17 protein-coding genes are annotated in these 20,495 nt (G+C 55.6%); 14 read left to right on the forward strand and 3 right to left on the reverse strand.

The features are described from left to right. Positions 1-50 precede the first annotated feature (50 nt). Complete coding sequence (locus GA0071314_RS19050; RefSeq protein WP_074398277.1) at positions 51-1,859, reverse strand: feruloyl-CoA synthase; 1,809 nt, start codon at positions 1,857-1,859, stop codon at positions 51-53. A gap of 143 nt (positions 1,860-2,002) precedes the next feature. Here GA0071314_RS19050 and GA0071314_RS19055 point away from each other — a divergent pair, with 143 nt between their 5' ends. From GA0071314_RS19055 to GA0071314_RS19110, 12 genes are all read left to right on the forward strand, one after another. After that, positions 2,003-2,506: a MarR family winged helix-turn-helix transcriptional regulator gene (locus tag GA0071314_RS19055; protein WP_074398278.1), complete on the forward strand. Its 504-nt coding sequence runs from the start codon at positions 2,003-2,005 to the stop codon at positions 2,504-2,506. A 153-nt stretch (positions 2,507-2,659) separates the two neighbouring features. Next, positions 2,660-3,280: a TRAP transporter small permease gene (locus GA0071314_RS19060; RefSeq protein ID WP_082934303.1), complete on the forward strand. Its 621-nt coding sequence runs from the start codon at positions 2,660-2,662 to the stop codon at positions 3,278-3,280. Further along, entirely contained in the window at positions 3,280-4,599 is a 1,320-nt protein-coding gene (locus tag GA0071314_RS19065) for a TRAP transporter large permease (RefSeq protein WP_074398280.1), read from the forward strand. Before GA0071314_RS19060 ends, GA0071314_RS19065 begins: the two co-directional genes overlap by 1 nt. A gap of 15 nt (positions 4,600-4,614) precedes the next feature. Further along, positions 4,615-5,091 carry a DUF3237 domain-containing protein gene (locus GA0071314_RS19070; protein WP_074398282.1) on the forward strand — a complete coding sequence of 159 codons (477 nt, stop codon included), beginning with the start codon at positions 4,615-4,617 and terminating at the stop codon, positions 5,089-5,091. Positions 5,092-5,157: 66 nt separating this feature from the next. After that, positions 5,158-6,225 carry a TRAP transporter substrate-binding protein gene (locus GA0071314_RS19075; protein WP_074398284.1) on the forward strand — a complete coding sequence of 356 codons (1,068 nt, stop codon included), beginning with the start codon at positions 5,158-5,160 and terminating at the stop codon, positions 6,223-6,225. 55 nt (positions 6,226-6,280) lie between these two features. Further along, a complete protein-coding gene (locus GA0071314_RS19080) occupies positions 6,281-7,111 on the forward strand; it encodes a p-hydroxycinnamoyl CoA hydratase/lyase (RefSeq protein WP_074398286.1) in 831 nt (276 codons plus the stop codon). 45 nt (positions 7,112-7,156) lie between these two features. Beyond that, positions 7,157-8,605 carry an aldehyde dehydrogenase gene (locus tag GA0071314_RS19085; RefSeq protein WP_074398287.1) on the forward strand — a complete coding sequence of 483 codons (1,449 nt, stop codon included), beginning with the start codon at positions 7,157-7,159 and terminating at the stop codon, positions 8,603-8,605. 57 nt (positions 8,606-8,662) lie between these two features. Further along, positions 8,663-9,709 carry a TRAP transporter substrate-binding protein gene (locus GA0071314_RS19090; protein WP_074398289.1) on the forward strand — a complete coding sequence of 349 codons (1,047 nt, stop codon included), beginning with the start codon at positions 8,663-8,665 and terminating at the stop codon, positions 9,707-9,709. Between the two features lie 351 nt (positions 9,710-10,060). Continuing rightward, positions 10,061-11,089, forward strand: coding sequence for a TRAP transporter substrate-binding protein (locus tag GA0071314_RS19095; RefSeq protein ID WP_074398291.1), 1,029 nt, complete (start codon positions 10,061-10,063; stop codon positions 11,087-11,089). A 6-nt stretch (positions 11,090-11,095) separates the two neighbouring features. Further along, entirely contained in the window at positions 11,096-11,623 is a 528-nt protein-coding gene (locus GA0071314_RS19100) for a TRAP transporter small permease (RefSeq protein ID WP_074398293.1), read from the forward strand. After that, positions 11,613-12,902 carry a TRAP transporter large permease gene (locus GA0071314_RS19105; protein ID WP_074398294.1) on the forward strand — a complete coding sequence of 430 codons (1,290 nt, stop codon included), beginning with the start codon at positions 11,613-11,615 and terminating at the stop codon, positions 12,900-12,902. The genes GA0071314_RS19100 and GA0071314_RS19105 overlap by 11 nt, the downstream gene beginning before the upstream one ends. Positions 12,903-13,067: 165 nt before the next feature. Beyond that, positions 13,068-14,096 carry a helix-turn-helix domain-containing protein gene (locus GA0071314_RS19110; protein ID WP_074398296.1) on the forward strand — a complete coding sequence of 343 codons (1,029 nt, stop codon included), beginning with the start codon at positions 13,068-13,070 and terminating at the stop codon, positions 14,094-14,096. 61 nt (positions 14,097-14,157) lie between these two features. On the opposite strand, the gene GA0071314_RS19115 is transcribed toward GA0071314_RS19110, so the two are convergent. Both GA0071314_RS19115 and GA0071314_RS19120 read right to left on the reverse strand, forming a co-directional pair. Further along, a complete protein-coding gene (locus GA0071314_RS19115; RefSeq protein WP_074398298.1) occupies positions 14,158-15,438 on the reverse strand; it encodes a serine hydrolase domain-containing protein in 1,281 nt (426 codons plus the stop codon). 412 nt (positions 15,439-15,850) lie between these two features. Continuing rightward, entirely contained in the window at positions 15,851-16,753 is a 903-nt protein-coding gene (locus GA0071314_RS19120) for a helix-turn-helix domain-containing protein (RefSeq protein ID WP_074398300.1), read from the reverse strand. Between the two features lie 146 nt (positions 16,754-16,899). Here GA0071314_RS19120 and pobA point away from each other — a divergent pair, with 146 nt between their 5' ends. Together pobA and GA0071314_RS19130 are read left to right on the forward strand one after the other, a co-directional pair. Then, positions 16,900-18,084 carry a 4-hydroxybenzoate 3-monooxygenase gene (pobA, locus tag GA0071314_RS19125; protein WP_074398599.1) on the forward strand — a complete coding sequence of 395 codons (1,185 nt, stop codon included), beginning with the start codon at positions 16,900-16,902 and terminating at the stop codon, positions 18,082-18,084. Positions 18,085-18,363: 279 nt separating this feature from the next. After that, complete coding sequence (locus tag GA0071314_RS19130; RefSeq protein WP_074398301.1) at positions 18,364-20,463, forward strand: methyl-accepting chemotaxis protein; 2,100 nt, start codon at positions 18,364-18,366, stop codon at positions 20,461-20,463. Positions 20,464-20,495: the final 32 nt, after the last annotated feature.

Genomic DNA, 20,495 nt, shown 5'->3' on the forward strand with positions numbered 1-20,495 from the left:
CGCTTTGCCAGCTTTTTTAGGTCACTTATGGCTATCTAAAAGTACCAGTGCTAAGACGCTGGGCTAGTAGAGGGTAGGATTATGCGTGGATCCTGGGGTGGTTCAGCGTAGAGACACGCCACGAGATCCGTGTAGCGCTCGCGAACGAGCCGTTGGTTCACCGATCCCTTGTCGGTCAATTCGCCACGATCAACGGAAAGCGGCTGGTCGAGCAGCAATAGGCGCTCCAACCGCATGGAGCTTGACTGGCCACGGCAGTGGGTCGCCAGGCGCTTTGCGAACCACTGTTGCAGGTTGGGGTCTGCGGCCAGAACCTCAAGCGGCGTTTTCCCTGAGCCAAGCTGCTGTTGGCAGGCAGGAAGGTTCAGCACGACGATGCCGGTCAGGTAGTCACGTCCTTCGCCGACCACCACGATGTCCTGTGCGAGTGGGGCGAAGTGTTCGACGAGATGTAGACGCAGGGTGCCCACATTGACCCAGGTGCCGGTCACCAGTTTGAAGTTCTCGCTTAGCCGACCGTCAAAGATTAGCCCACGTTCGGGGTGGTCGGGGTCAATGAGTCGCATGGCATCCCCTGTGCAGTAGTACCCTTCGTGGTCAAACGCCTCGTTGGTTCGCTGTTTATCGCGCCAGTACCCCGGCGTGATGTTGAGCCCCTTAAGACGTGCCTCCCACTTATCGTCCTTCGCCACCAGCTTCACCGTCATGCCCGGGACAGGGTGGCCGATCAACCCTGGTGTGTCGCTGGGCTCTTCGGTGCAAAAGGCCAGGCATGCTTCGGTGGAACCGAGCCCCGTCAACATGGGAACGGGAGCTCCGCGTGTCTGTTTGCCTAATGCTTCCAGAGCAGCGCGCACATGAGCGGGCAGCACGGCGCCCCCGAAGTGCAGCATTTGCAGGTCGTGGAAAAAGGCCTCGCGCAGGGAGTCATCGTTGCGCAGGTGCTCGACCAGCGCTTCGAACCCCTTGGGGACATTGCAGTAAAACGTGGGCGACACCTCGCGCAGGTTCTCTATAGTTCGCTGAACCCCTTGAGCAGTGGGGTTGCCATCATCAATATATAAAGCGCCCCCGTTGTGGATCGCCATCCCCAGAATCGTATTGCCGCCAAAGGTGTGATGCCAGGGCAGCCAGTCGACTAATACCGGTGGGTGCCGCTCTAGAAAGCTCTGCCGTTTCGCTAGCATGGTTTGATTGCTACACAGCATACGGTGGGTGTTAATCACCGCCTTGGGCATGCCCGTCGACCCTGAGGTAAACAGTAGTTTGGCGATAGTGTCAGGTGTTACGCGGGCGTGGGCATTCTCTACATCGTGAGTCGCCGGTGTCGAGACGAGGGAGTCAAAGGTCAGGGCTCTCTGTGCGGGTATCTTGGCTACACAGGTAACGCCATTATCGCAAACGGCCGCCAGTGCCCGGCTAAAGCGCGCCTCCTCATCGACAAATAGCATCCCCGGGGTCACCAGTTCCACCACATGCCGCAGCTTAACGAAATCTTCCGATAGTAGCGCGTAGGAGGGTGACACCGGCACGTAAGGAATGCCCACATGCATAGCGGCACAGGCAAGTAATGCGTGCTCAATGCTATTTCCCGACAGCACCATCAACGGCCGCTCCGTCGACAGGCCATGATCAATCAGTGCTTGTGCCAAGCGTTTTACTTGTGGCAATGCTTCACCGAAGGTAAGCGTTCGCCACCTGTGCGGGCCTTCTTGGCGCTCAGCTAAGAAGGGTTGCTGTGATGTTTTACTTGCCCAATGGGCAAGGCGCTGGGTCATGTTACGGGGGTAGGTAGGGACATCGCCTCCGTGTAGTCGGAACTCTTGTAAGGTGTCAGTCAGCGGAGGGGGGAGAGACATGAATAGCTCCATAGCGAAAAATCTTGGATTTGTTGTGTGCTGTCATCTTGGCGAATATAGTTATAGTGGTTAACTAGATGATTAGCTAGGATGCTGATTTAAGACCTTGGTTGTAATTATTTAAATGAGACAGGAATTAACGCATGGCCAAATCGAAAAAGAGTACGTCCGTTCAACAAGTTGAGCCCGATGAAAAAGAGCCGACGTCTGTCGCCGGTCTGGTGCTTGAAAATCGCCTTGGTTACGCCTTGAGAAGGGCGCAGTTGACTGTTTTTAAACATTTTAATGAGGCCATGCAGGAGCATGAGATACGCCCTGCCCAGTTCTCTTCGCTCGTGGTGATTGAAGGCTATCCCGGCATCACCCAAACCAATTTAGCCAAGGTGCTGGACATTGATCCACCCAGAATCGTTAGCTTAATTAACAATCTGGAGGAGAGAGGGTTGGCTTTACGGGTGCGCTGTAAGCGGGATAAGCGCTCCCACGGGATTTTTCTTAGCAAAAAGGGCGAAGCCTTGACCGAACAGCTGAAGGGGCTGGCTGAACAAAGTGATATCAATGCAACTCAATCACTTAGCGAAATAGAGCGACGTCAATTGCTGTCGCTGTTAGTGAAAATATACACCTCGGATACAGAGAAAGGATAAAACTTTAGGCGTATTTTTGTCGGTGACGCTTGCATGCTCTCTCAAAGACAATTACTTATATTAAGTAATTAGTTTGGTTGTAACGGCCTCGCGGTGTAAAGCGCAGGGTTGATTTCAGCCATACAGCGAATTCCAAAAACAAGAGACGAAACGATGAGCAGCTTAGCGACAGTACCGACCATCGGCACTGCATTGATGCGCCGTAGTCTTGAGATAACCTGTAGGGTTGCCGCGATAAGCGGCGGATTGTTGATCGTAGCACTCGCTATTATCACCGTCGTTAGCATTCTTGGCCGGTGGGTAGCCAGTGTGCCGGTGTTAAGTGATATGACGATGCTGGCATGGGTGGGCCCCATCACCGGTGATTACGAGCTGGTGGAGATGGGGACGGCCATCGCCGTTTTTCTGTTTTTGCCTTACTGCCATTTTCGCAGTGGTCATGTCACGGTAGACCTACTGGTCATGAACGCGCCGCCTGTCGTTCAGCGCCTGCTTGCCGTTGTTGCCGAAATGCTCTTTTTGGTAGTGGCAGGGTTAATGACCTGGCGCCTCTATCATGGCTTGCTGGATAAACGTCGCTATATGGAAACCAGCATGCTGCTGGATATACCGCTCTGGTGGGGGTATGTCGGCGGTGTAGCGGGGTTCGCACTGTTGACGCTGGTCTGCCTATATCGTGCTTTGGATGCGTTAACCGATAAGCAGCAGTATCCCAATTCAACGCATAGCCATTCGTCTCCCACGCAAGAAAATTCTGTGCAAGGAGACCTGTAATGACACCTCTCACCTTGGGCGCTAGCGGTTTTGTGGTTCTGCTATTCATGATGGCCACGCGAATTCCAATCGGCTTGGCCATGCTGGTGGTTGGCGGCGTTGGGACGATACTGGTCACTGGGCCAGCGGGCATTTTAAGTGGCTTAAAGACGCTTCCCTACGAACACTTTTCCAGCCATACGCTATCCATCATTCCACTTTTCCTGCTTATGGGGCAGTTTGCGGCGAGAGCTGGCCTCTCCCGGGCCATGTTTCAGGCGGCCAACGACTGGCTGGGCCACCGCCGCGGCGGACTGGCGATGTCCACCATTGGCGCTTGTGGTGCGTTTGGGGCCATTTGTGGCTCTTCGCTGGCGACCGCCGCCACCATGACCCAAGTGGCGCTGCCCGAAATGGAGCGTCAAGGGTATCGCGGCAGCCTGGCGACCGGCGCCTTGGCCGCAGGCGGCACCCTGGGTATTTTGATTCCCCCCTCTGTGGTGTTGGTTATCTACGCCATCCTGGCCGAACAGAACATTAACGAAATGTTTGCCGCTGCCCTGGTGCCGGGCTTGTTAGCGGTGTTCAGCTATATGTTGGCCATCTCGCTTTATGTGCGCTTTTTTCCTGACAGTGCGCCGAGTAAGGCGAAAGCCTCCCGCGGCGAGCGTTGGCGCTCACTGTTGGAGGTATGGCCTGGCGCGGCGATCTTTATCGTGGTGATTGGGGGCATCTATACCGGTATCTTTACGCCTACCGAAGCCGCCGCCGTCGGGGCGGTCTCCACCGGTGCCCTGGCGATAACACGAGGCGGACTGCGTTGGAACGGCTTACGGGACTGCGTTCTTGAAACCGCGGTGACCTCGGCGATGATCTTCTTTATCGTGCTCGGTGCTAGTGTTTTCAATAGCTTCCTTGCCCTGACCCAGCTTCCGCAAATGACTGCCGGTTGGATAGTGGGGCTTGAGATTAGTCCCTGGGTAGTTCTGGCGGGCATTCTTTTCTGCTATTTGGTGCTTGGCTGCTTTATGGACAGCCTTTCGATGATTCTGCTCACCGTGCCCATCTTTCTGCCCATCGTCATGGGGATGGACTTCGGCATGCCCGCCGCCGATGTGGCGATATGGTTCGGCATCTTAGCGCTGGTGGTCGTTGAAGTGGGCATGATCACGCCGCCGGTGGGGCTGAACATTTTCATTATCCACTCGATGGCCCCTCGTATTCCCTTAATCGAGACCTTTAAAGGCATCCTGCCTTTTTTAGTGGCAGACCTTATTCGCATTATTTTGCTGGTGCTCTTCCCCGCCATCTCGCTTGGCTTCGTCTACTTAATCAATTGACCAAGGGAGTTGGACATGTCCCAAGACGCGACTCAACGAATGCCGACGCCTACTTTTATCGCGCGCTTAACGGTTGACGTCGATGCCCCGCTTGAGCTGGGTGAAAACCCTCAAGGCAAGCGTCGCTTCATTGCCATCACCGGCGGCCAAGTGTGTGGTGAGCGGTTGAACGGCGTGGTATTGCCTGGCGGAGGAGACTGGCAGACCCTGCGTAATGATGGCGTGGCCGAACTGCATGCCCGCTATTTTTTAGAAACCGATAGTGGCGAACGCATCGAAGTTGAAAACAGCGGGTTTCGGCACGGTTCGACTGCTGTCATGCAGCGCCTTCAGCGCGGAGAAATCGTTGCTCCAGAGGAGTATTACTTTCATACCACGCCGCGCTTTTACACTTCCAGCCCCCGTTACGCCTGGCTAACGCGCACGATTTTTATAGGCGCTGCCGAGCGTACCCGGGAGAACGTTTTGATTGATTTATTCGCGGTGAATTAAGTCGGCGTGCTCAGTCGCTTAGCCATTGACCACAGTAAACATAACAAGCACAACGAGGTACTTCTTATGACCCAGCAGATTACTTCAAAACTACACCGGCGTTTGCTCGCATTAGCCATCGCCTTACCTCTTGCCTGGGGCGCTGGGCAGGCCAGCGCCCAGGAGGCTGAGTACACACTTCGGCTGCATCATTTCTTCCCGTCTTCGGCGCCCGTTCACCAGGAGTACTTTATTCCCTGGAAAGAGGCCATAGAGGAAGAGTCCAACGGCCGTCTGGAGGTTGAACTCTACCCTTCGATGCAACTGGGTGGTAAGCCACCTTCGCTCTATGACCAGGCGAAAGATGGCCAGGTGGATATTATCTGGACGGTGCTGGGCTATAACTCTGGACGATTCCCCCAGGCTGAAGTCTTCGATTTACCTTTTATACCGACCACAGGTGCTGCGACAAGCCAAGCCGCTCATGAATATGCGATGACGCACATGGAGGATGAGTTAGAGGGCGTATACCCCATCGCTGTCCATACCCATAGCCCTGGCGCGCTGCACACCAAAGAGACGCGCATTGAATCACTCGACGATATAAAGGGGCTCAAGATGCGTGGCCCCAGCCGGTTGGTGAACCGCTATCTTGCCAAACTGGGCGCGGAACCTATTGGTATGCCGGTCGCCCAGGCGCTGGAAGCCCTGTCCAAAGGCGTCCTGGATGGCACGGTGATTCCCTTTGAAGCGATTACCGCTATGGGGTTGGCCGATATTACGACCGAACATACGGTCTTCAGTGGAGACAATGCGCTCTATACCACGATGATGATCGTCGCGATGAACCAGCGCAAATACGATGAGCTGCCCGCCGACCTGCAGTCGGTTATCGACGCTCACTCCGGCATCCAAGAGGCCCGCAAAATAGGTCAGATCATGGATGATGCCGACCAGGTGCAAATCCAGGCCATTCAAAATGGCGAACAGCCCGGCACGATTACCCAACTGGATAGAGATGAAACTGCCCGTTGGCAAGCCGTGGGGCAGGAAATCGCTGACGAGTGGATCGCCGATGCCGAAGAGAAAGGACTTGATGGCGAAGCGCTATATAACGATGCCCGAGAGTTAATCGAAAAGTTCACCACTGAGTAGGCGCTTGACCGTTAACGTTTGAATAAGCCGTTTGATAAACCCCAAGGAGCAAGAGATGAGTAACTACCAGGATCGCTGGCAAACCGTGAAGGTGAACGTCGAAGAGGGCATTGCCTGGGTGACGTTGAACCGCCCTGAAAAGCGCAACGCCATGAGCCCGACCCTCAATCGTGAAATGATCGATGTGCTCGAAACCATCGAACTGGATCAAGAGGCCCACGTGCTGGTATTGACCGGCGAGGGCGAATCCTTTTCCGCCGGTATGGACCTTAAAGAGTACTTCCGCGAGATCGACGCCAGCCCCGAGATCGTCCAGGTCAAAGTGCGTCGCGACGCCTCTACCTGGCAATGGAAGCTACTGCGTCACTACGCCAAGCCCACCATCGCCATGGTCAATGGCTGGTGCTTTGGCGGGGCTTTCTCGCCGCTGGTGGCCTGCGATTTGGCGATTGCCGCCGATGAGTCGGTATTTGGCCTCTCCGAGATCAACTGGGGTATTCCCCCCGGCAACCTGGTGAGCAAAGCCATGGCCGATACCGTGGGCCACCGGGAAGCGCTCTACTACATCATGACCGGGGAAACATTTACCGGCCCCCAGGCAGCCAAAATGGGGCTGGTGAATAAAAGTGTACCGCTGACCGAGCTACGCGAAGCCACCCGCGAGTTAGCCGCAACGCTGCGTGACAAGAACCCCGTTGTGCTGCGTGCCGCCAAGATCGGCTTCAAAATGTGCCGCGAACTGACCTGGGAGCAGAACGAAGAGTACCTCTACGCCAAGCTCGATCAGGCGCAGCAACTCGATCCCGAGCAGGGGCGTGAGCAAGGGCTGAAGCAGTTCCTCGATGAAAAGAGCATCAAGCCTGGGCTGGAGAGCTATCACCGGTAAACACCGGACAACAACAATCGACAATGATGTAAACGAGAGGTTGCCATGGATCTTGAACTGTTAATCGGCGGTGAGCGGTGTGCCGCTGAGCAAGACGCCAACTTTACGCGGGCCAATCCGCTGACTGGCGACGTTGTCACCCAGGCGGCGGCGGCCTCTGTCGCCGATGCAGCTCGGGCCGCAGACGCCGCCGCGAGCGCCTTCCCGGCCTGGTCAAGAACGGGCCCCGGCGAAAAGCGCGCCAAGCTGCTCAAAGCGGCAGAGGTTATGGAGGCGCGGCAAGCTGACTTTATCGAACGCATGGTAGATGAAACCGGCGCGACGCCAGGCTGGGCGGGCTTTAACGTCATGGTCGCCGCCAGCATTCTGCGTGAGGCGGCGTCGCTGACTACGCAAGTGAATGGCGAGGTCATCCCTTCCAACGTGCCCGATAACCTGGCGATGGGCGTGCGCGTGCCCTGCGGCGTGGTGGTGGGCATTGCGCCCTGGAACGCGCCGATTATTCTAGGCACCCGTGCCATTGCCACACCGCTGGCGTGTGGTAACACGGTGATTCTCAAGGCCTCGGAACAGTGCCCCGCGACGCATCATCTGATCGGGGAGGTGCTGATCGAGGCTGGCCTGGGCGATGGCATCGTTAACGTGGTGACCAATGCGCCCCCGCAGGCCGCCGAGGTCGTCGAGGCGCTGATCGAGCATCAAGCCGTACGGCGTATCAACTTCACCGGCTCTACCCAGGTGGGGCGCATCATTGCCGAAAAAGCCGCGCGTCATCTTAAGCCGGTCTTGCTGGAACTGGGCGGCAAGGCGCCGTTCGTGGTGCTTGACGATGCCGACCTGGACGCCGCCGTAGAGGCTGCCGCCTTTGGCGCCTTCTTCAACCAGGGCCAGATCTGCATGTCCACCGAGCGACTGATCGTGGTGGACGCGGTCGCCGACGCCTTCGTCGCAAAACTGGCCCGCAAGGCGCAAACGCTACGCGCGGGCGACCCCCGCGGCGAAGGCAATGCGCTGGGCACGCTGATCAATCGCGAAGCGGGCGAGAAACTCAACGCCCTGATCGACGACGCCCAGCAGCATGGGGCTCGCCTGGCCTGCGGCGGCAAGGCCGAAGGCGTCATTATGCAGCCTACCGTGGTGGATGGGGTTACCAAGGCGATGCGTCTGTATGGCGAAGAGTCGTTTGGCCCGGTAGTCGCGCTGATGCGCGTCAAGGATGAAGAGGAAGCCCTACGCGTGGCAAACGATAGCGAATATGGCCTTTCGGCTGCTGTATTCAGCCGCGACACCGCCCGGGCGATGCAGTTTGCCCAGCGCATTGAGTCGGGTATTTGCCACATCAACGCCCCCACTGTGCACGACGAACCCCAGATGCCCTTTGGCGGCGTGAAATCGAGCGGCTATGGACGCTTTGGCGGAAAAGCCGGGATTGAGGAATTCACCGACCTGCGCTGGATGACCATGCAGCTTGGGCCGCGCCATTACCCCATTTAGATAAGCGCAAGCACTATATCTTGCAAGAAAGCGAAGTAAATAAAGGAGTTCATTACAATGACAATAAAACCCACACTCGCCAGCCTCACGTTGTTAACTGGCATGCTCCTCAGCGCCAGTGGCTACGCCCAGGACACGGTGACCCTGCGCTTGCACCATTTTGCTGCCCCGGCCACGCCCGTGCAGACCGAGTATCTGGAACCCTGGGCCAAGCGGATCGAAGAGCAGTCCGAAGGGGCTATCAAGGTGGAAATTTTCCCAGCCATGCAGTTGGGGGGCTCAGCGCCATCGCTCTACGATCAAGCCAAAGACGGGGTGGTGGATATCAGCTGGACACTGCTCAGCTATACACCGAATCGCTTCCCGGAGTCCGAGGCATTCGATCAACCCTTCCTGCCCACAACGGGGGAAGCCACCAGCATGGCCGCCCATGAGTTTGCGACAACGCATATGCAAGACGCCTTCGAGGGTGTCTATCCCATCGCCGTTTTTGCGCATACGCCAGGCAAAGTCCATACCCGGGATGTGTCAGTAGAGAGCGCCGATGACCTTGATGGGCTAGCGATTCGCGCCCCCTCTAAAACCATGAACCGCTACCTGGGTCTTCTCGGTGCCAAGGCGGTAGGTATGCCGATGCCACAAATTCCAGAGGCGATTTCCCGTGGAGTGATCGATGGCCTGACGCTGCCCTTTGAGAGCGCAGCGGCACTGGGTGTGCTGGATGTCGCCCAGAACCACACCTTTTTCGAAGGTGAGCATGGGTTGTATACAGCGATGATGGTACTGGGCTTAAACCAGGCTAGCTATGATGCACTCTCGCCAGAACAGCAACAGGTGATTGACGACAATGCCGGGCTCGAGGAAGCGCAGCGTATCGGTCAGGTCATGGATCAAGCGGAAGAGGACGCGATCGAAGCGATTGAAGCAAGCGGTGAAGGGGAGATGTTCTATATCGATCAAGACTCACTGGCCCCCTGGCAAGCGGCAGCCGAGAAGGCCACGGCTCAGTGGATTGACGACATGAATAGCCGCGGCATTGAAGGCCAACAGCTCTATGATGAGGCGACCCGATTGGTTGATAAGTATACCGAGCAGACAAAGTAGCCCTTGACTTGATTTGTTGGTAAGCCGCTTTCGTATTATTTGCGAAAGCGGCTTTTTGTTGATGCACCGTTTATGTTTAATCGCTGTGTTATTCGATGGCTCGACCATAGCCGTGATTTTATATTCGAAAAGTCCAATTTTATATTGGCAATGTGACTTATCTATTGGCCCTTATCTACCTAACACTGAAAGTGTTGTGCTGCATCTGTTAAATACAGGCGGCATAAACCGCCATCATAGACGAATGTCGATTAGCTCTACTGCGCATTGTGGACTAACGTAGTGATTATAGGCGAACTAATATTCGCTATGCGAACTTATAAGAATCCAACAAAAGTCCAGGAGCTCCTGATGAAAATCCTCTTTACCCGCTCTATCCTCGCTGCTGCCGTGGCGGGTTTCACTATCGCTTCGGCGCAGGCCGAAACGACCCTGCGCATGGCGCATTTCTGGCCGGGTTCTTCGGGCGTCAACGAAGATATTTTTGAGGTGTGGGCCGACACTATCGAAGAAGAGTCCGATGGCGAGTTGACCGTTGAAATGTTCCCCTCCGGTACGCTAGCCAAGCCAGATGCGATCTACGAGGCGGCGGCTAACGGCATCGCAGATATTGGTGCCACGGCCCAAGGCTATACCGCCGGTCGTTTCCCGCTATCGCAAATTGTTGAGTTGCCGGGTGTTGCGACAACGGCAACCCAGGGTGCCTGTGTCCTGCAAACGCTCTACGACGATGGTCATCTGGATAGCGAGTATGAGGATACCCGCCCGCTGTTTATGTTCACTACCGGGCCGGGTGGTATCCACACCATCGACACTGACGTGCAAACGCCTGGTGACCTTGATGGCCTGCGCATTCGCCGCCCCACTGCCGTGGCGGGTGAAATTCTCGAAAACATGGGTGCCGAGCCCGTGGGCATGCCGGCACCGGATATCTACACCTCTATGCAGCGTGGCGTTATCGATGGGCTGAGCTTTCCCTGGGAAGGGCTAAAAGGCTTCCGCGTTAACGAACTGGTCGAGTACCACACCGAAGTGCCGTTTTACACGCTGATTTTTGTGGCCACCATGAGTGAGCGCACCTACGACAGCCTGAGTCCCGAGCAACAGGAAGTGCTGGATAACAATTCGGGCATGAAGTGGGCCAAAAACGCCGGTGAAGTGTTCGACCGCCTGGACGTGGAAGGCAAGCAGGAAGCCGAAGACGCGGGCCATACCATCCGTGAAATCAAGAATCCGTTGGAAGATGCCGACTGGCAGAAACCGTTGCAGGACGGCATTGACAACTATCTTGCTGAATTGGAAGAGCGTGACTTACCGGGCGAAGAAGTTTACGAAGCTGCCCTAGAGGCCCGCGATTCCTGCGCTGCACAACAGGAGTAATCCATAATGCAGTCAACCTTACTGAGGGCCAGCTATTGGCTGGCCCTGTTCTGTCGCATCGTGGCGGGCGTTGCGCTTGTTGGGCTCTTGGGCGTCACGATTGCCGATGTGTCTACCCGTTATTTGGCGCGCCTGACCGAAGGGGTCGTTTCACTAAGGATTAGCGGCAGTGTGGAGTTGGTCAGCTATTTGATGCTTTTCTCGCTGCTCGCGGCGATGGCCGCCAACGTTGAGAAAAGCCAGGTCATCGTCGAGGCCTTTTCCCACGGGCTCCCCGACAAGCTGAAAACCCGGCTGCACGGTGTCTACCTGCTTGGCTTTGCCGCGCTGGGGCTGGTGATTTTTATTGGCCTGGTCGATTCTGCCACAGCAGCAGCTCGTCATGGCGAGGTGACTCAGGATCTTCGGCTACCCATGGGGCCAATTTATTACATAGCTGCCGTGTTGAGTCTCCTTTTGGGTATCCGTAGCTTTTTGCATGCGCTGCTCTGCGCGTTGTTTGGTGTCGAGGCGGAGGTGTCCCATGGGGAGTGAAATGATCGGTGCCGTTGGGCTTGGCATGCTGCTCGTCCTCATGGTGCTGCGGGTACCTGTGGCCCTCACCATGTTGATTATCGGCGTGGTGGGGTTTGCCCAAGTGATTAGCTGGGGGGCGGCAATTTCGCAGCTTAAAACCGTCCCGGTGGAAGTGCTATCAAGTTACAGTTTCAGCGCGGTTCCCATGTTTATTTTAATGGGCGTGCTGGCGGCGCATTCAGGCATGGCAGGCAAGCTGTTTGATTCCACGCGCACCATTTGCGGCGGCTGGAAGGGTGGCCTGGCCATCGCGGCGGTCGGTTCTTGCGGCATTTTCTCCGCTATTTCAGGTTCTTCACTGGCCACGGCCAGTACGATGACACGCGTTGCGCTGCCGGAAATGGAGCGCTATGGCTATAATCGCGGCCTGGCCACCGGCGCACTGGCGGCAGGCGGTACGCTGGGTATCATGATCCCGCCGAGCATTGCGCTGCTGATCTATGCCATTCTCACTGAGCAGTCGGTGGGTGACATGTTCATGGCAGGGTTGATCCCCGGTTTGATGGGGCTGGTGATGTATGCCCTCACGGTGAGCGTGATGATGCGCTTGCGACCATCGTTTGCCGTCGCGGGTGAACCCACCTCTTGGAAGGAGAAGTTTGCCTCGCTAACAGGCTTGCTGCCGTTTTTCGGCGTTTTCCTGATCATGATTTTGGGGATCTACTTTGGCGCGTTTACGCCCACCGAAGGGGCGAGCGTGGGTGCCTTTGCTACCCTGATATACGCCTTCGTGAAAGGCATGCGTTTTAGTGGGCTATGGCATAGCCTGCAAGAAACGCTGGCGCTCTCCGCGGTGGTGTTCTTCATGCTGGTGGGGGCGGAAACGCTCGGCTACTTTATCTCGGTATCGCGTATTTCGTTCTCGATTGCCGATCTCTTGGCCGGCATGGACTTAACCCCGATTGTGGTGGTGCTGTGCATCCTGGCGCTCTACTTTGTGCTGGGTATGTTCATGGATTCCATCGCCATGCTGGTGATCACCGTGCCGGTGGTCTACCCCATCATCCAAACCATGGGCATTGATCCGGTGTGGTTCGGCATCATCACCGTTTTGACCGTGGAGTTGGGGCTGATGACGCCACCGGTGGGGATGAATGTGTTCGTGATTAAAGCGATGGCGCCGCATGTCGGGCTAGGGGAGATATTTAAAGGGGTGGCGCCTTTTGTGGTCTCTGACTTAATACGACTAGCGCTATTAATCGCCTTTCCTATTTTGAGCACTCTGTTTCTGCTCTAGTCAGCTTGCGTCATCCGCTTTGTCTAAGCATCGTTTGGGCGGTGGCGATAAAAGGAGTTTATGCGATCACAAGTGAGTAGAGAGGCTGACGCTGGTGCTTGATGAGCCGTCGCGGCTCATCAAGCCATTACCGACAAAGGCTTGTGGCTGTCAGTAGGTGAAACGATGGAGATCAATAATAATAAGGCATCCACACGCCATGGCGATGCCGATCTATTGCAGCGTTTCAGCCGTGGGTTAATGGAGCTGACGGAGCTGCCCAGATGCTCGATGCCTGAAAGGTGGCTATGTGAAGCCGTACAAGGCTTCGCTAATATTGTGGGCTTTGATGCCGCCTGGTGGGGGCAACTTTATCTACCCTCGGATACCTCATCATCTATCTTTGCACCCAGTGTCATGATGGATGGCAGCTTGGGGCTGAGTTCATCTTTTGCCCAAGAGTGGCATGGTATTTCCGGGGTGGATCGGTTCGCCAAGGCTTCAATCTCCTACCTGGGCAAGGCCGTGCGGGGAGGCCATGACGATTTATCTGACGCTGATTGCGCCGAGGTTGAAGCTTTTTGTCAGCGGCATGACATCTTACATAGTATGGCCGTAACGCTAGAGTTTCCCTGCAGCGGTATGCTGTTTTTTGTGTCGATATATCGCCGCAAGACAAGCAGTGAATTCGATAGGCTTGATGCAGTGCTGATGGAGGAGTTTCTTAACCATCTGGCGTATTACTGGAAGCAGTACCTAGCCAAAATTCGTTTTGATGCTCTGCCCAATGGTTGGGATAGCTATGCCCTTTCCAACAGAAAGGGCGAGCTCCTCTATATAGGTAAAGAGGTTCGCGTAGCGCTCGAACGAAAATATGCTGGCTGGCAAGGCTCTAGCCTGCCACGCCTTATTGCTGATCAGTTAAGCACGGCACCGAACACGCTAATGTCTAATGAACACAAAGGCATAAATGTGCACCACTGCGGCGACCTCGTGGCCCTGACGCTATGTTCTCAGCAGCGTTCAAGTGCACTTTCCCCGCGTGAACTCAGTGCCGCTAGGCTCTATGCTCAAGGCCACTCGCATAAACAGGTCGCTCGAATGCTGGGGATCACCCCGGCAACAGCAAGAACGTATCTGCGTAGCGCTTATGTCCAGCTAGGTGTGAGCAACAAAGTAGCACTGCTTTCAGCGCTGCGTCAGCCTGGCGAGTGAAAAGTGGCCGCGGCCTTGGCTGGGTATGCCAAGGCCCGGTAAGCGTCGTTTTAACTGATTTTTACTCAGAAACAAGCTCAGAAAGCTTGTCGAAGAAGGCGAAGTTGTCATCGTCCCAGCCGTTGGCATCTGGCGTGTGGCTCAGCTTAACCACCACGGTTTGGTTGTCCGGGTCGATATAGATGTATTGGTTGTAGATACCCATGGCGGTATACGCATCGCTATCCGGGAAGGTCCACCACTGATATTGGTAGCCGAGGTCGGCGCCTTCCGCAATATGCTCATAGCCAGGGTCGGACACCGTGGCCTCTGTTACCCAGTGGGCAGGAACGACTTGGGTGCCGTTGGCTTCGCCCCTATTGAGCATCATCAGGCCAAAGCGGCCAAGGTCGCGCAGGGTGGCGTTAAAACCAGCGCCATAGAACTCATCGCCACCATCCATGATCCAGAAGCCATCTGCTTCCATACCCGCGGGCTGCCAGATCTTTTCAGACATGTACTCAGCGACCGTGGTATCTAAAACGCTCGCCAGCACACAGCCCAGCACGCTGGTATCCAGGGTGGCGTAATTGAAACGTTCGCCGGGTTCATACTCCGGTTCGGAAGAGGCAATGGCGTAATCGCACCAGCGGTAGTTGCCAGCCACAAGCGCGTTGTCGTGCACTTCCGTTAGTTGGGTGTCTCCGCCGAACTCATAGACTTCTTCCCAGGCAACCCCAGAACGCATCCGCAGCACGTCGATGACGCGAACATCGTTGTAACCAGTGCCTTCCAACTCAGGTAGGTATTTGGTGACCTTGTCATCAAGGCTTTCGATTTTGCCTTCTTCCACAGCGACGCCTACCAAGGTCGCGAGAATTGACTTTGAGGCAGAGAATACCGCGTGCTGGCTGTCATCACTGAAGCCATTGCGGTACTGCTCATAAACGATTTTGCCATCCTTGATAACCAACAGCGCGTTGGTTCTGGTGTTCTCCAGATACTCCTCCAAAGGCACGTCGTTGCCTTCGAACGAGAAGTTGTCATTAATCTCAATGAAGTCTGTCTCAAGGGGCCATGGGGTTGATGACGCGGCCACTTGGCGGGTGGCAAACATCTTGTCTAAGTGTTGAAACGTAAGAAAATTGAGGTCAGGGTTAAACATATTGGCCCGGGCATTAATCATTGTCTCGGTGCCCCACTGCTCCCCGACTGCTTGCTCCCCGTTTTCTGGTAGAGAAGCGGCCAAACAGGCCGTTGAGGTGAGGGAAACGATCGCCGCAAGACAGATAGCATAGTTCTTGGGATAGTTCTTGGGATAGCTCTTGGAATAGCGCTTGGCATTGTTCTTGGGAATGGTCATGGGGTCTCCTAGCGAGGGTAGGTCTGGCCTAAGTGGCCATGGGTTGCCCGCGGTTGAGGCGTTCTCGCACCCCATACTAGAAAGAGTCGTCCGGGAAGTAACCCCTGCAAATGCAGAGGGGGGCAGTGTTAGTGGTAAAACAGATGTGGGTTAATAGAGGGTTGGGGTAGGGCCTGTTGAGCTCAACAGGCCCTGATGGTCAGTCAGGTTGGCGCACAATCGGCTTGATCGGCTTTTGAGCTCTAATAAAGGCGCATGAAAATTCAATAACAATATTTCTACTAGGTTTTGCTAACGCCTCATCTTCTGGTTGAGAAGGTTAGTCATCCACACGGATCTCACAGGCTTTAGGCTCTTGGCTTCAACGTTGGTGACCTCTCATTGCCTGTCAGACAGTAAAACGGCTTTGCGCCTATGACTGGGCGTGCTGGCGCAGCCGAAACTCCCGCGGTGAAAACGTGGTATTACGCTTAAAAAAGCGCGTGAAGTAGGCCGGTTCAGAGAAGCCTAAGCTGTCGGAGACTTGGCCAATGGTCATATTGGTATAGGTGAGCTGGCGCTTGGCTTCCAGTAGCAGGCGTTCGTGTAGCAACTGCAGGGCGCTGCGCCCGGCGAGTTGGCGGCAGAGCAGGTTCAGGTGCGCGCTACTCACCCCGATCTGCTCGGCTAACTGTTCAATACTTGGCTGCTCGCGATAGTGGGCTTCGATCAGCGCTTGATAGTGCTCTAAATGCTGCCGTCCTTTGTCACTTTGGCGGGGGCCATAGCGTTTTGCCGTGCGGCCTGCATAGGCACAAAGGCGCGATAGCTCGACCACCAAGGCTTGGGTAAGCGCTTCAAGCAGGCTGTTGCGTCCAGGGGCCGGTTGGCGGTACTCCTGGTCGATCTGGGTCACCAGCGTGGCAATTTTATCGGTCTGGTTTGGCTGGAGCAGCGGATAGAAGTCGGCTTTTTTTAGCGTACTGCTCTCACCCATTAGTGCATGTAAGTGGTCGGCCAGCGGTTTGGCCAGGGTGATAATATGCCCTTCCACATCCGGTGAAAAGAGAAAGCCATGAATCGCCATGGCGGGAACAACGATAGCGCTGGCACTTTGCAGCTGATGGCTTGTTCCCTCCAGCTCTAATTCAACACTCCCTTGAGCAATAAACAGAATATGTACGAGGTCGGCATGCCGGTGTGGTCGAATCCGCCAGTTATGTAAACGGCTGCGTTCGGCAATGGATTCACAGTGCAGCAGGTCAGGCGTGGGCCAATGCTGCGTCTCGCCATACAGCTTAAATACGGGAACGGACGTTGCCGACGAGGCTGGCATCACCGGTATCTCCTATACGACTAAGGTGGGGTAATAAAGCGCTAAATGTCCAATAATTGATCTAGATCATGCCTTATTATGCGGCGTGTTTCATTGAAAAATACAAGTCATGCATTTTAGATAATGACAATGATGAGGCATCCCCTATGAAAACGCAGGTCGCGATTATTGGCGCAGGCCCTTCTGGCCTACTGCTGGGTCAGCTACTGCATCGCCAAGGCATTGATAACGTGATTGTTGAGCGGCGTAGCGGTGAGTATGTATTAAGCCGTATCCGCGCGGGTGTGCTTGAACAGGGCATGGTGGACTTACTGCGCGAAGCGGGGGTTGACCAGCGGATGGATGAAGAGGGCTTACCCCATGACGGTTTTGAGCTTGTTTTTGATAACCGCCGCGTGCGGGTTGCGCTGGATGAATTGACCGGCGGCAGCAAAGTGATGGTATACGGCCAAACAGAGGTGACGCGGGATCTGATGGAGGCCCGTGCTGCTGCTGGTGCGATAACGCTCTACGAGTCGGAAAATGTTCAGCCCCACGATCTGGAGAGTGACAGCCCCTACCTCACCTTTGAACATAACGGTGAAACGGTCAGGCTTGAGTGCGACTACATCGCCGGGTGTGATGGTTACCATGGCGTCTCCCGCCAGGCGATCCCTCAAGAGCGCATAAAAGAGTTCGAAAAGGTTTATCCGTTTGGCTGGTTGGGCTTGCTATCGGATACCCCGCCGGTCTCGGATGAATTGATCTATGCGAGCCATAAGCGTGGCTTTAGTCTGTGCAGCATGCGTTCCGCCACCCGCAGCCGTTACTACCTTCAGGTACCCTTGGATGAAAAGGTAGAAGATTGGTCGGACGAGCGTTTTTGGCAAGAGCTGAAGCGCCGCCTGCCTGACGACGTTGCCGCAAAGCTGGTGACTGGGCCTTCGATTGAGAAGAGCATTGCACCGCTGCGCAGCTATGTGGTGGAACCCATGCAGTTCGGGCGGTTGTTCCTGGTAGGCGATGCGGCGCATATTGTACCACCCACCGGTGCTAAAGGGCTTAACCTGGCCGCCAGCGACGTCAATACGCTCTATCGGCTAATGGTGAAGGTTTACCAGGAAGGCCGCACGGATTTGATCGAGCGCTACTCGCAAACCTGCCTGAAACGTATCTGGAAGGCGGAGCGCTTTTCCTGGTGGATGACCTCCATGCTGCACAACTTCTCTGATGAGGAAGATTTCAACAGCCGCATGCAGTTGGCCGAACTGGACTACGTGACCAGCTCTAAAGCGGGGCTGACGACTATTGCGGAAAACTATGTGGGTTTGCCCTATGAGCCGTTGGAATAGCCCCTCACCTTTCTCCATTGATCCTCCTTGCCCAGGCTGATGCTTGGGCTTTTTTTATCGTTTGCCATGCCTGAACAGGCTCTCGTGAAGTGCTGTTAGGGAGTAAGTGGGTAGATACATACGCATATTGGGTGTTTTTATTTGAAATTTCATGTGATATTGATAGTAGTAGATCGCTTGTGTCATACCGGTTGAGCGGAAACCGCCGCTTTATCTCGGTGTTTTACCGCCACCATGCTGTTGGACAAATAAAAATTAACCCCTGCTCAGGTTGATGATATGAAATTCAAATCCCTCCGTACATTTGTCACCTTGCTGGCTGGCATCTCAACAATTCTGGCGGTGTTAGCTTTGTCTGCCTACTTCGTCATGGCCAATACAAGGTCGCAGGAAGCCACTCAGGTGGGAGCGCAGAACATACTGCTGGACGAGACTGAAGGCCGTTTACATGCCATAGCGTCCTCTCAAGCCGAAAGCATACAGGTTCAATTTACTCAGGCACGTGAGATGGCCAAGGGATTGGCCGCTGTCAATTCCGTGCAGGGTGACGTGGCTTATAACGGTGGGCCCGCGCTTGATTTCAATCGTCAGGAGATAATCGGTGCCATTCGAAAGTACCTAGAAGTCAATCAGGATGTTTCTGTCGCTTATGCTGCCTGGGAGCCTAATGCCTTCGATCAGGATGACGTTTACTCGGACGGTAGCGTGCCGGGGCATAGCCCAAAGGGGCGCTTCATGCCCCTGTGGTATCGGGGAGAGAACGGAGATCTCGACATCATGGCTCAGGAAGCCGCCATCATGGAGAGCGAGGCTATTCAGCCCAATGGGGTGCGCGAGGGCGAGTATTACCTCTGCCCACGAGAAACGTTGAGGCCATGTATTACAGACCCTGACGTTTATCAGGTGGGGGAGGAGGAAGTGATGCTGACTTCCTTCGTCGCCCCGATCATTGTCGACAGCGAGTTTCGCGGTATTGCCGGCGTTGATCTGACGGTGGATTTTATCCAGTCCATGCTCTTGGAGGAAAATAGCGAACTCTATGAGGGATCGGGAGACATGGCCTTGGTGGCACCGAGAGGGGGGCTGGTAGCGCATACCCAGGAGGGAGCCACGCTGGGGGAACCTTTTAGTGAGGCGTTTGATGCTACCTTGCAGCAGCGCATACAGCAGGCCCAGGGAGGCCAGCCTACGTATATCCATGATGCCGAGCAGGGCGTCATCGAATTGTACTGGCCGTTCACTATTGGAGAGGGCGACAACACCTGGGTGCTGATGATCCGGCAGCCTGAAGATGCGGTGCTTGCGGGGATGCATGGACTGCAGCGGCAAACGGAGGAACAGCTTGATAGAGACATTCTGGGCATGACGCTGATCGGGCTTTTCATTGCAGGCCTGGGATTATTGGCAGCATGGTTGGTGGGGGAGAGCATTGCTCGCCCGTTGCGTCGCTTGGCTGAGCGCATGCATGACATCGCTGCTGGCAATGGCGACTTGACCCGCCGCCTGCCCGCCAATGGCCGCGATGAAAGTGCCAGGTTGGCGATCCAGTTCAATGCTTTTGTCGATAAAATAAACGATGTACTGCTCGATGTGCGTGATAGCAGCGACTCAGTGCGTGCAGCGGCGAGTGAGATTGCCGTGGGAAGCCAGGATCTGTCGGCCCGAACTGAGGTGGCGGCCTCCCACCTGCAGGAGACGTCGGCTTCCATGGAGCAGCTGACCCATTCCGTTGAACATACCGCTGTAGCGTCTCGGCAGGCAAAGGAGCTCTCCCACTCTGCTTCGCAAGTCGCCTCCCAGGGCGGTAACGTGGTGTCGCAAGCCGTGCGAACCATGAACGACATTGATAGCGCGTCGCAGCGGATTGCAGAGATCGTCTCAGTGATGGATAGCATTGCCTTTCAAACCAACCTACTGGCGCTCAACGCCTCGGTTGAGGCGGCTAGCGCTGGAGAGCATGGCCGAGGTTTCGCGGTAGTCGCAGACGAAGTGCGTCAATTGGCTGGTCGCAGCGCCGCCGCTGCTCGGCAGATCAAGGAACTGATTGAGGACGCCACCGCCAAGACCCAGGCCGGTTCAGAGCTCGTGCGCGCAGCCGGTGCCTCCATGAACGACATCGTTGCCAGTGTGTCGAGGGTCTCCGATGTGCTTGGCGAAATCAGTGCGGCAACCAGCGAGCAGAGCCAGGGTATCGGTCAGGTCAATCAGGCGGTGGCTGGGCTCGACCAAATGACCCAGCAGAACGCGGCACTGGTCGAAGAGTCCGCAACGGCGGCGGATAGGCTCGATAATCAGTCACTGCGTCTGGCTGAGACGGTAGGTTCGTTCGTCCTGCTCGAACGGCAGCAGCGATTGGCGACGCTGGATTCAGTGCAGTAAGCCATCTATTACATGAGTTCTCATTGTGACAT

This window comes from Halomonas sp. HL-93, assembly GCF_900086985.1.
Lineage (GTDB): Bacteria > Pseudomonadota > Gammaproteobacteria > Pseudomonadales > Halomonadaceae > Vreelandella.